General features: G+C 61.5%; 13 protein-coding genes. All 13 read left to right on the forward strand.

Annotation, left to right across the window (positions count from 1 at the left end):
• Nucleotides 1-2 precede the first annotated feature (2 nt).
• The 13 genes from nuoI (at nt 3) to HDG32_RS27110 (ending at nt 11,892) form a co-directional block, all read left to right on the forward strand.
• Complete coding sequence (gene nuoI, locus HDG32_RS27050) at nt 3-491, forward strand: NADH-quinone oxidoreductase subunit NuoI (protein WP_008920597.1); 489 nt, start codon at nt 3-5, stop codon at nt 489-491.
• A gap of 190 nt (nt 492-681) precedes the next feature.
• Nucleotides 682-1,374, forward strand: coding sequence for an NADH-quinone oxidoreductase subunit J (locus HDG32_RS27055; RefSeq protein ID WP_184072123.1), 693 nt, complete (start codon nt 682-684; stop codon nt 1,372-1,374).
• Between the two features lie 20 nt (nt 1,375-1,394).
• Nucleotides 1,395-1,700 carry an NADH-quinone oxidoreductase subunit NuoK gene (gene nuoK / locus HDG32_RS27060; protein WP_006052894.1) on the forward strand — a complete coding sequence of 102 codons (306 nt, stop codon included), beginning with the start codon at nt 1,395-1,397 and terminating at the stop codon, nt 1,698-1,700.
• A gap of 17 nt (nt 1,701-1,717) precedes the next feature.
• On the forward strand, nt 1,718-3,784 hold the full coding sequence (gene nuoL / locus HDG32_RS27065; RefSeq protein WP_184072124.1) for an NADH-quinone oxidoreductase subunit L: 2,067 nt from the start codon (nt 1,718-1,720) through the stop codon (nt 3,782-3,784).
• A gap of 14 nt (nt 3,785-3,798) precedes the next feature.
• A complete protein-coding gene (locus tag HDG32_RS27070; RefSeq protein WP_090803779.1) occupies nt 3,799-5,289 on the forward strand; it encodes an NADH-quinone oxidoreductase subunit M in 1,491 nt (496 codons plus the stop codon).
• A 24-nt stretch (nt 5,290-5,313) separates the two neighbouring features.
• Nucleotides 5,314-6,786, forward strand: coding sequence for an NADH-quinone oxidoreductase subunit NuoN (gene nuoN, locus HDG32_RS27075; protein ID WP_184028613.1), 1,473 nt, complete (start codon nt 5,314-5,316; stop codon nt 6,784-6,786).
• Nucleotides 6,786-7,082, forward strand: coding sequence for a DUF2818 family protein (locus tag HDG32_RS27080; RefSeq protein ID WP_018420024.1), 297 nt, complete (start codon nt 6,786-6,788; stop codon nt 7,080-7,082). The genes nuoN and HDG32_RS27080 overlap by 1 nt, the downstream gene beginning before the upstream one ends.
• 45 nt (nt 7,083-7,127) lie before the next feature.
• Nucleotides 7,128-7,718, forward strand: a complete 591-nt coding sequence (locus HDG32_RS27085; RefSeq protein WP_090803782.1) for an NUDIX domain-containing protein — start codon at nt 7,128-7,130, stop codon at nt 7,716-7,718.
• A gap of 305 nt (nt 7,719-8,023) precedes the next feature.
• Nucleotides 8,024-8,269: a hypothetical protein gene (locus HDG32_RS27090; protein WP_184072142.1), complete on the forward strand. Its 246-nt coding sequence runs from the start codon at nt 8,024-8,026 to the stop codon at nt 8,267-8,269.
• Between the two features lie 74 nt (nt 8,270-8,343).
• Nucleotides 8,344-8,868 carry an AlpA family transcriptional regulator gene (locus HDG32_RS27095; protein WP_184028637.1) on the forward strand — a complete coding sequence of 175 codons (525 nt, stop codon included), beginning with the start codon at nt 8,344-8,346 and terminating at the stop codon, nt 8,866-8,868.
• A 215-nt stretch (nt 8,869-9,083) separates the two neighbouring features.
• Nucleotides 9,084-9,509: a DUF1178 family protein gene (locus HDG32_RS27100; RefSeq protein ID WP_184072125.1), complete on the forward strand. Its 426-nt coding sequence runs from the start codon at nt 9,084-9,086 to the stop codon at nt 9,507-9,509.
• Between the two features lie 48 nt (nt 9,510-9,557).
• Nucleotides 9,558-10,754, forward strand: coding sequence for an acyl-CoA dehydrogenase family protein (locus tag HDG32_RS27105; RefSeq protein ID WP_090803787.1), 1,197 nt, complete (start codon nt 9,558-9,560; stop codon nt 10,752-10,754).
• 10 nt (nt 10,755-10,764) lie between these two features.
• Nucleotides 10,765-11,892, forward strand: coding sequence for an acyl-CoA dehydrogenase family protein (locus HDG32_RS27110; RefSeq protein WP_184028661.1), 1,128 nt, complete (start codon nt 10,765-10,767; stop codon nt 11,890-11,892).
• Nucleotides 11,893-11,915 lie beyond the last annotated feature (23 nt).

Consider the following 11,915-nt stretch of genomic DNA (forward strand, 5'->3'; position numbering starts at 1 on the left):
CTATGACCGCAATCCAAAACTTCTTCAAGACTTTCTTCCTCACGGAACTGCTGAAAGGCCTCGCGCTGACCGGACGCTACGCGTTCCAGCGCAAGGTCACCGTGCAGTTCCCTGAAGAGAAGACCCCGATCTCGCCGCGTTTCCGCGGTCTGCATGCGCTGCGCCGCTATGAAAACGGCGAAGAGCGCTGCATCGCGTGCAAGCTGTGCGAAGCAGTGTGCCCGGCGCTCGCGATCACAATCGAATCGGAAACGCGCGCGGACAACACGCGCCGCACGACACGCTACGACATCGACCTGACCAAGTGCATCTTCTGCGGTTTCTGCGAAGAAAGCTGCCCGGTCGATTCGATCGTCGAGACGCACATTCTCGAGTATCACGGCGAGAAGCGCGGCGACCTTTACTTCACGAAGGAAATGCTGCTGGCCGTTGGCGACCGCTACGAAGCAGAAATCGCCGCCAACAAGGCAGCCGACGCACCGTATCGTTGAAGCGTTTTCCCGCTTGCAGCAAATGCGGCAGTAAAAGCAGTAACACGGCCTGCAGTCGGGCCGACCGCCGCGGCCTGAACGCCGCGGCACGGCGCACCTGTGTGGCGGTTCTGGCGGTTTCGTCCGCTTTTGCCAGCCACGGGTGCCAAAGAACAATGCCTGACGATGGCCTAACGATGAACCGGTAATCATGGAATTCACGACCGTACTGTTCTACATCTTCGCGCTGTTCCTGGTGGTTTCAGGGCTGAAGGTGATCACCTCGCGCAACCCGGTGTCGTCCGCACTGTTTCTCGTGCTGGCGTTCTTCAACGCAGCGGCGATCTGGATGCTGCTGGAGGCCGAGTTCCTCGCGATCCTGCTGGTGCTGGTCTACGTCGGCGCGGTGATGGTGCTGTTCCTGTTCGTCGTGATGATGCTGGACGTCAATCTCGACGTGCTGCGCAAGGACTTCAAACGCTTCGTGCCGATGGCCTCGGCGGTGGGCGCGATCATCGTGATCGAAACCGCGCTGATCCTGTGGCACGGCTACGGCGCGACCACCACGGCGCTGCACGACACGGCCGCGGCTGCGGCTGGCATGGGCGACTGGTCGAACACGCGCCTGATCGGCAAGGTCATCTATACCGACTACATCTTCGCGTTCGAAATTGCCGGCCTGATCCTGCTGGTTGCCATCATCGCGGCGATCGCGCTGACCACGAGCCACAAGAAGGACAGCAAGCGTCAGAACGTCAGCGCACAGGTCAAGGTGCGCGTGCAGGACCGCGTGCGCGTTGTGAAGATGCCGTCAGAGAAAACCGCGGCGACCCTCGCTGCGGAACAAGCGGCTGCCGCGGCAGCTGCAGCAGCAGCCGACTCGGCGCCGGCCAAGAACAGCTGAGCGGACAGGAGATAGAAATCATGTTGACCCTTGCCCATTACCTTGTCCTCGGCGCGATCCTGTTTGCGATCAGCATCGTCGGCATTTTCCTGAACCGCCGCAACGTCATCATCATCCTGATGGCGATCGAACTGATGCTGCTCGCGGTGAACACCAATTTCGTCGCGTTCTCGCACTACCTGGGCGACGTGCATGGCCAGATTTTCGTCTTCTTCGTGCTGACGGTTGCGGCAGCCGAAGCGGCGATCGGTCTCGCAATTCTGGTGACCCTGTTCCGTAGTCTCGACACGATCAATGTCGAGGATCTCGATCAGCTCAAAGGTTAATTTCAGGAAAAGCGGTTATGTCCACGATACTCAATGAAAACCTGCTGTTGGCAATTCCGCTGGCACCGCTCGCTGGTTCCCTGATTGCGGGGCTGTTCGGCAAGGCGATAGGGCGGGCGGGTGCGCATTCGGTCACGATCCTCGGCGTCGCGATTTCGTTCATCCTGTCGGTCATGGTCTTTTTCCAGGTGATGGACGGCGCGAGCTTCAACGCTACCGTTTATCAATGGATGTCAATCGGCAAGACCCAGCTCGAAGTCGGTTTCCTGGTCGACTCGCTGACCGCGATGATGATCTGCGTGGTGAACTTCGTGTCGCTGATGGTGCATATCTACACGATCGGCTACATGGCCGACGACGACGGCTACCAGCGCTTCTTCTCGTACATCTCGCTGTTCACGTTCTCGATGCTGATGCTCGTGATGAGCAACAACTTCCTGCAGCTGTTCTTCGGCTGGGAAGCGGTGGGTCTCGTTTCGTACCTGCTGATCGGCTTCTACTTCAAGCGTGAGAGCGCGATCTACGCGAACATGAAGGCGTTCATCGTGAACCGCGTCGGCGACTTCGGTTTCCTGCTCGGCATCGGTTTGCTGTTCGCGTTCGCCGGCTCGATGAACTACGGCGAAGTCTTCGCGAAGCGTACCGAACTCGCGGCGCTGAACTTCCCGGGTACCGACTGGGGCCTGCTGACGGTGGCTTGCATCTGCCTGTTCATCGGCGCGATGGGTAAGTCGGCTCAGTTCCCGCTGCACGTGTGGCTGCCGGACTCGATGGAAGGCCCGACGCCGATCTCCGCGCTGATTCACGCGGCGACCATGGTGACGGCCGGTATCTTCATGGTCACGCGCATGTCGCCGCTCTTCGAACTGTCGGATACGGCGCTGTCGTTCATGATGGTCATCGGTGCGATTACCGCGCTGTTCATGGGTTTCCTCGGGATCGTCCAGAACGACATCAAGCGTGTGGTCGCTTATTCCACGCTGTCGCAGCTCGGTTACATGACGGTCGCGCTCGGCGCGTCGGCATATTCGGTCGCCGTGTTTCACCTGATGACGCACGCGTTCTTCAAGGCGCTGCTGTTCCTCGGCGCGGGTTCGGTGATCATCGGCATGCATCACGATCAGGACATGCGCAACATGGGCGGCCTGCGCAAGTACATGCCGATTACGTGGATCACGTCGCTGATCGGTTCGCTCGCGCTGATCGGCACGCCGTTCTTCTCGGGCTTCTACTCGAAAGACTCGATCATCGACGCGGTGAAACTGTCGCATCTGCCGGGCTCGGGTTTCGCGTACTTCGCGGTGGTCGCAAGCGTGTTCGTGACCGCGTTGTATTCGTTCCGTATGTATTTCATGGTGTTCCACGGTGAGGAGCGCTTCCGCAATCCGAAGCACCCGGAATCGCCGATGGGCGCAGAAGCAGAGTCGCGTGGGCATGACGCGCACGGCCACGACGACCATGGTCATGGTCACGACGACCACGCTCACGAGCCGCACGAAACGCCGTGGGTCGTCTGGGTGCCGCTCGTGCTGCTGGCGATTCCGTCGATCGTGATCGGCGCGATCGGCATCGGTCCGATGCTGTTCGGCGACTTCTTCCAGCACGGCGTCGCGTTCGACAAGGTGATCTACATCAGCGAGAGCCATCCGGCGCTGCATGAGATGACCGAAGAATTCCATGGCTGGGCGTCGATGGGTCTGCACTCGGTGTCGGGCCTGCCTGTGTGGCTCGCGCTCGCAGGCGTGGTGGTCGCATGGTTCCTGTATCTGGTCCGTCCGGATCTGCCCGCTGTCATCAAGCGCGCATTCGGTCCGATCTACACGTTGCTCGATAACAAGTACTACATGGACAAGATCAACGAAGTGGTGTTTGCGCGAGGCGCGGTGGCCATTGGCCGGGGTCTGTGGAAGGAAGGCGACGTGGTCGTGATCGACGGCATCGTCAACGGCAGCGCACGCTTTATCGGCTGGTTCGCGAGCGTGATCCGCTTCCTCCAATCCGGCTACATCTACCACTACGCGTTCGCCATGATCATCGGCATGCTGGGGCTCCTGACCCTGTTCGTAACGCTCGGCGGCAAATAAGGCGAGGGACACTCATGCACGCTTATCCGATTCTGAGCATCGCGATCTGGTTGCCGATCTTTTTCGGTCTGCTGGTCCTCGCGATCGGCAACGACGAGAACCCCGCCCCCGCGCGCTGGATTTCGCTGATCGGCTCGGTTCTGAGCTTCCTCGTCACGCTGCCATTGATCACCAGCTTCGATTCGAGCACCGCCGAGCTGCAGTTCGTCGAGCAGGCGAACTGGATCGAGCGCTTCCACATCACGTATCACCTCGGCGTGGACGGCATTTCGATGTGGTTCGTTGCGTTGACCGCGTTGATCACGGTGATCGTCGTGATCGCGGCGTGGGAAGTGATCACGAAGAACGTCGGCCAGTACCTCGCGGCCTTCCTGATCCTGTCGGGCATCATGGTCGGCGTGTTCAGCGCGGCCGACGGCCTGTTGTTCTACGTGTTCTTCGAAGCGACGCTGATCCCGATGTACATCATCATCGGCGTGTGGGGCGGGGCGAACCGCGTGTACGCGGCATTCAAGTTCTTCCTGTACACGCTGGCGGGCTCGCTGCTGATGCTGGTTGCGCTGATCTATCTGTACAACCAGACCGGCTCGTTCGACATCGCCACGTGGCAGCACGCGCAGATCGCGATGACGCCGCAGGTGCTACTGTTTATCGCGTTCTTCCTGGCCTTCGCGGTGAAGGTGCCGATGTGGCCGGTGCACACGTGGTTGCCGGACGCGCACGTGGAAGCGCCGACCGGCGGCTCGGTCGTGCTGGCCGCGATCATGCTGAAGCTCGGTGCGTACGGTTTCCTGCGCTTCTCGCTGCCGATCACGCCTGATGCGAGCCATTTCCTCGCACCGGTCGTCATCACGCTGTCGCTGATCGCGGTGATCTACATCGGTCTCGTCGCGATGGTGCAGGCCGACATGAAGAAACTGGTCGCGTATTCGTCGATCGCGCACATGGGTTTTGTCACGCTCGGCTTCTTTATCTTCAATCAGCTCGGCGCGGAAGGCGCGATCGTGCAGATGATCTCGCACGGTTTCGTGTCGGGCGCGATGTTCCTGTGCATCGGCGTACTGTACGACCGCATGCACTCGCGTCAGATCGCCGATTACGGCGGCGTCGTCAACGTGATGCCGAAGTTCGCGGCGTTCGTCATGCTGTTCGCGATGGCGAATTGCGGCTTGCCGGGCACTTCCGGTTTCGTCGGCGAATTCATGGTGATTCTGGCCTCCGTCCAGTACAACTTCTGGATCGCGAGTGGCGCGGCAGTCACGCTGATTCTCGGCGCGGCCTATACGCTGTGGATGTACAAGCGCGTGTACTTCGGCGCGGTCGCGAACGACCACGTGAAGAACCTGCTCGACATCGACCGTCGCGAATTTTTCATGCTGGCTGTGCTCGCCGCACTGACGCTGTTCATGGGCCTGTACCCGAAGCCCTTTACCGATGTGATGCACGTATCCGTGGAAAACCTCCTCTCCCACGTTGCCCAATCGAAGCTGCCGTTGCCTCAGTAACGACGAGCGGAGGAATTTAAGACCATGCAAAACGCCCCTATGACTGCTCTGTTGCCCGACGCACTGGTGATGTTCGCCATTGTCATCGCGTGGCTCAACGACACGTTCGTCGGCCAGGAGGGTCGCCGTACCACGTATTTCATCGCGTTCTACTCGACGCTCGTCGCCGGGATCTGGTTCGCGATCAATGCGTTCGACCCGCAAGTGCATTACTTCTTCGACCACATGTACGTGGTCGATCCGTTCGCCAATGTGATGAAGGCAGTGGTGTCGCTCGGCTATGCGGTGACGATCGTTTATTCGCGTCGCTACCTCGAAGACCGTAGCCTGTTCCGCGGCGACTTCTTCCTGCTCGGCATGTTCTCGCTGCTCGGCCAGATCGTGATGATCTCGGGCAATAACTTCCTGACGCTGTATCTCGGTCTGGAACTGATGTCGCTGTCGCTGTACGCGGTGATCGCGCTGCGTCGCGAAGTGGCGTCGTCGAACGAAGCGGCGATGAAGTACTACGTGCTCGGCGCCCTGGCTTCCGGCTTCCTGCTGTACGGTGTTTCGATGCTGTATGGCGCGACCGGCTCGCTCGACCTGAACGAAGTGTTCAAGGCGATCAGCACGAGCCACTACGATCCGACCGTGCTGCTGTTCGGCGTCATCTTCATCGTGGCGGGCGTGGCGTTCAAGATGGGTGCGGTGCCGTTCCATATGTGGGTGCCTGACGTGTACCAGGGCGCACCGACGGCGATGACGCTCATCGTCGGCGGCGGCCCGAAGGTCGCGGCGTTCGCGTGGGGTCTGCGTTTCCTCGTGATGGGCCTGCTGCCGCTGGCGGTCGAATGGCAGCAGATGCTGGTGATTCTGGCGGCGCTGTCGCTGATCGTCGGCAACATCACCGGGATCGTGCAGCGCAACGTCAAGCGGATGCTCGCGTATTCGGCGATCTCGAACATGGGCTTCGTGCTGCTCGGCCTGCTCGCCGGCGTGGTCGACCAGAAGACCACGGGCGCCGCGAACGCGTACGGCTCGGCGATGTTCTACAGCATCGTCTACCTGATCACGACGCTCGGCACCTTCGGCGTCATCATGCTGCTCGCGCGCCGCGACTTCGAAGCGGACACGCTGGAGGACTTCAAGGGCCTCAATCAGCGCAGCGCGGTATTCGCGTTCGTGATGATGATCATGATGTTCTCGCTCGCGGGTATTCCGCCGGCAGTCGGCTTCTATGCGAAGCTCGCCGTGCTGCAAGCGACGATGAACGCCGGCCTGACCTGGCTCACCGTGCTCGCCGTGATCACGTCGCTGTTCGGCGCGTTCTACTACCTGCGTATCGTCAAGCTGATGTACTTCGACGAGCCGCAAGACAAGTCGCCGATCGTGGCGGACACGAGCACGCGCGCGTTGCTCGCGTTGAACGGCGTCGCCGTGCTGGTGCTCGGTATCGTGCCGGATCCGCTGTTGCGCGCCTGCTTGCAGGCGATCCAGCACACGCTGCTGCTCTGATGTCCGCTGCGGGCTGGTTTATCGTGCTGTTGGCGCTGGTCGGCGCCAACCTGCCGTTCCTGAATCAGCGCCTCTTCGCCGCGGTGCCGTTGAAAGCGGCGAAGAAAAGCGCGTGGCTCCGGATTGCCGAATTGATCGTGCTGTATTTCGTGGTCGGCGCGCTGGGCTTTTTGCTCGAAGCGCGCGCGGGAAATCGCTTCGAGCAGGGCTGGCAGTTCTACGCGATCACGTTCGCGCTGTTCGTGGTGTTCGCTTTCCCCGGCTTTACCTTCCAATATCTCGTCAAACGCCGCTGACGGCGTCCCGCCGTCGCGCGCGCCTGGCTGTTCTGAGGTCCGCACATGGCTGAGCTTCCCAATCACGACGCCGCGCTAACCGAGACTTGTATCGACAGCAAGACGGTCCATCAAGGACCGTTCATGACGGTCAAGTACGATACGGTCCGACTGCCCGACGGCAAACAGGCAACGCGCGAATACGTTCAGCATCCGGGCGCCGTCATGGTGATCCCCTTGTTCGACGACGCTCGCGTGCTGCTCGAAAGTCAGTATCGCTATCCGATGGGCAAGGTGATGGTCGAATATCCGGCCGGCAAGCTCGACCCGAACGAGGGCGCGCTGGCCTGCGCGGTCCGGGAACTGCGCGAGGAAACCGGCTATACCGCGCGCGAGTACGTGTACCTGACTCGGATTCACCCGATCATTTCTTACTCGACCGAATTCATTGATATCTATCTCGCGCGGGGCTTGACCGCGGGTGAGCGCAACCTCGATGAAGGCGAGTTTCTCGAACTTTTCACCGCGACCGTGGAGCAGGTATCCGAGTGGGTGCGCACGGGCAAGATCACCGATGTGAAGACGATCATCGGTACCTTCTGGCTCGAGAAAGTGCTGTCGGGTACGTGGCCGACCGAGGCGCCCGAAACGGTATAAGTTCGCGTCTGCCCGATAGCTGATCCGCGTTGCAGGTGAACGGAGCCCCTGTTGGTCGATGACCGGCAGGGGCTTTTCATTGGCTTCGCGGTTTCTTTCTGGCTCGAAAAATAAGCCGTCTCCTATGCCATCTGGCTGGCTCGTCGTGGCGCCGGCGGCCGGCTAATATGAACCTCTCGATCACCGAATTCGTCGTCGATTTTGTTTTGGATGACTGAAGTTAAAGATCGCAGTGATCTCATTTCTGCTCCGGCACAGGTTGTCAATTGACAACCTGTGCCGGAGCGACTAAATTGGAGGTCTCGATGGTTCGAGCAAGGCACATGAAGAAAGAGATCGAGGCCGCATTGGCATACGCGGAGCAGCACGGCTGGCGCGTTCAGGACGGCGGAAGAGGTCATGCGTGGGGAAAAATCCATTGCCCGTACAGAGACGCCGAATGTCGTTGCGGGGAGTTCTGTATATCGAGCGTCTGGAGTGCGCCGAAGAATGCCGGCAATCACGCCAGGCACTTGCGGCGCATCGTCGGCAACTGCACGGCACGGCGCTAGTGGGTTCGTAGGTATCACGCAGGTATCAAGCAGGAATCGCAACAACCTGGGCTCAACGAAGACAGGAGTAACTTATGGAATATGTGTTCACGTTGAAATACCGCCTCGCCGCGGAAGAATGCGATGCAGACGCAATCGTCGAGCGGTTGGGCGAAGCGGGGTGCGACGACGCCACGATTGGCGTCGGGCAACCCGGCCGCCTCGGGCTGCTTTTCACCCGTGAAGGCGCGAGCGCGCTCGCGGCTGTCACCAGCGCGCTCAAGGACGTGAAAGGTGCGGTGCCGTCCGCGCAACTGATCGAGGCGGGACCTGACTTCGTAGGGCTGACCGACGTGGCCGAGGTGGCCGGCGTGTCGCGGCAAAACATGCGCAAGCTGATGCTGAACAACGCAATCGACTTCCCGTCGCCGGTCCACGAAGGCAGTGCGTCGGTGTGGCATCTGGCGGACGTGCTCGAATGGCTGACCGCGCGCGGCGGGTACGAGATTGAGATCGGTGTGGCGGATGTCGCAAAACTCGCGAAGCAGATCAATCTGACGAAGGAGGCCCGTCAGATTGAACCGCGTGTGAGCCGTCAACTGAGCAATCTCGTGGCGTAGCAGTGCGCCGCAAGCGGGCCGTAGAGCGGAGCAGATGTGGCACCGCTTCTAGCCGGGCCGCCTTCGGCAGCACCTGCCGTAAAGCGTTAAAATCGCCCACCCGCGTCATATTCCCTTGCGGCTGCTGGCGGTTGCGCGTCGGCTCTAAAGTTTTGCGAACGACCGTTCACAAATTTCCATTTTGCGCTAAACTGGCACGCAAGCCCTGATTCCACATGAAGGTCCTCGATTTACAGTGTCCGCATGGCCATCGGTTCGAAGGCTGGTTCGCTTCGACCGATGACTTCGAGTCGCAGCAGTCCCGCAAGCTCGTCGAATGTCCGATCTGCGGTGCGAACGAGGTGAGCCGTTTGCCGTCGGCACCGCGTCTGAATCTGTCGGGCGCGACCGACTCCAAGGCGCCGGCGGGCGTGGAGCAAATGCAGGCGCACCTGATGCGCGCGCTGCGCGAGGTACTGGAGAAGACGGAGAACGTGGGCGACCGCTTCGCCGAGGAAGCACGACGCATTCACTACAACGAAGCGCCTGTGCGCAGTATTCGCGGTGTCACGACACCGGAGGATGCGCGTGCCTTGGTCGAGGAAGGCATCGAAGTGATGCCGCTGCCGGTCCCAGCTGCGCTGAAGGAACCACTGCAATAGCGCGGTGGCTCCAGGCGGCCGGGCGGTGGCGGCCAGGAGACACTACGCATGAATCTGGACTATTCCCCCGCTGAAGACGCGTTCCGCGCCGACATCCGCGCCTGGCTCGAAGCGAATCTGCCTCGCGAGCTGAGCGACAAGGTTCTCAATCACAAACGGCTTTCCCGCGAAGACTTCGCAAGCTGGCACAGGCTGCTCGGCACGCGAGGCTGGTCGGCAGTCGCGTGGCCGCGCGAATACGGCGGCCCCGGCTGGGACGCGACGCAACGACATATCTGGGAAGAAGAGTGCGCGCGTATCGGCGCACCTTCCGTGCTGCCTTTCGGTGTGTCGATGGTTGCGCCGGTGCTGATGAAGTACGGTAACGAGGCGCAGAAGCGCCACTATCTGCCGCGTATTCTCGACGGCACGGACTGGTGGTGTCAGGGCTACTCGGAACCGGGATCGGGTTCCGACCTTGCGTCGCTGCGCACCCGCGCGGAGCGCGTCGGTGATCATTACGTGGTCAACGGCCAGAAGACCTGGACCACGCTCGGCCAGCACGCCGACATGATGTTCTGCCTCGTGCGCACCGACAGCGGCGCCAAAAAGCAGGAGGGCATCTCGTTCCTGCTGATCGATATGAAAACCCCGGGCATCACGGTGCGGCCCATCATCACGCTCGACGAAGATCACGAAGTCAACGAGGTGTTCTTCGAGGACGTCAAAGTGCCGGTCGACAATCTCGTCGGCGAAGAAAATCGCGGCTGGACGTATGCGAAATATCTGCTCGGCCACGAGCGTACCGGCATTGCGCGAGTCGGAGCGTCGAAGCGTGAGCTGGCGTTTCTGAAGCGTGTCGCGCTGAATCAGAAAAAGAACGGCAAGCCGCTGCTGCACGATCCGGTGTTTGCGGCGAAGGTAGCGAGTCTCGAAATCGAGTTGATGGCGCTGGAAGTCACCGTGCAACGGGTGGTAGCCAACGAGGCGGGCGGTCGCGGCCCGGGCCCGGAAGCGTCGATGCTGAAGATCAAGGGCACGGAAGTGCAACAGGGGCTCACCGAGCTGATGTTCGAAGCAATCGGCCCGCTGGCCGCGCCGTTCGACGTGCCGTTCCTAGAAGGCGAACGCGAGCACAGTCTTGCCGGCGACGACGATGCCGCGCCGCTTGCCGCGTACTACTTCAACTTCCGCAAGACGTCGATTTACGGCGGCTCGAACGAAATTCAAAAGAACATCATCGCGCAGATGATTCTCGGACTTTGAGGAGCGGCGCATGGACTTCACTTTCAACGACGAACAACAGCAATTTGCCGATGCGCTGCGCCGCTATCTCGACAGGAGCTACGGCTTCGAAGCGCGCCAGCAGATCGTGCGCTCGGAGGCGGGCGTATCGGCTGTGCACTGGGCCGCGTTCACCGAACTGGGGCTGACCGCGTTGCCGGTGCCGGAAACGCAGGGCGGCTTCAACGGTGGTCCGATCGACATGCTCGTGGTCATGCAGGAGCTCGGCCGCGCGCTCGTCGTCGAGCCGTTTTGGGCGACCGCGGTCGGCATCGAAGCGCTGCGCCTTGCCGGCACCGGCGACGGCGAAGATGCCGCCCTGCTCGAACGGGCGGCCCAGGGCGAAGCGAGGCTGGCCGTGGCGTTTCACGAGCCGCATGCGCGCTACGATCTGTTCGACGTCGCGACGACCGCGAGCGGGCAGGGTGCGCAGCACACGCTGAGCGGCACCAAATCGGTCGTGCTGCACGGCGCGCAGGCGGACCACTGGATCGTGCCGGCGCGCCTCGATGGCGAGATCGCACTCTTTGTCGTCGCGCGTGACGCGGCCGGCGTCACGCTCACCGAGTACCGCACGATCGACGGTCAACGCGCCGCGACGCTCGAATTCAATGGCACGCCCGCGCGCCGGCTCGCCGGCGAACACGCGGGGGCGGCAACCCTCGAGCAGATCGCCGACTACGGCACGCTGCTGCTGTGCGCGGAAGCGCTCGGCGCGCTCGACGCGCTCAATCACGCCACCGTCGAGTACACCAAAACGCGCCAGCAGTTCGGCCAGCCGATCGCGCGTTTCCAGGCGTTGCAGCATCGCATGGTCGAGATGCTGATCCACGCGGAGCAGGCGCGCTCGATCACGTATCTGGCTGCGATGCGCTACGCGAGTGAAGACGCGAACGAGCGCCGTCGAGCGATCTCCGCGGCAAAAGTTCGGGTCGGCCAGGCCGCGCGTTTCGTTGGTCAACAGGCGGTGCAGTTGCACGGCGGCATGGGTGTCACGAACGAAGTGGCGGCCGCGCATCTGTTCAAGCGCCTCGCGATCATCGAGACCACGCTCGGCGACGTCGATCATCATCTCGCGCGGTTTGCCACGCTGCCCGGATTTGCGGTCGCCGAAGACTGATCGGGCCGTTCCACCGGACAAAG

It is taken from the genome of Paraburkholderia sp. CI2 (assembly GCF_014201055.1).
Taxonomy (GTDB): domain Bacteria; phylum Pseudomonadota; class Gammaproteobacteria; order Burkholderiales; family Burkholderiaceae; genus Paraburkholderia; species Paraburkholderia tuberum.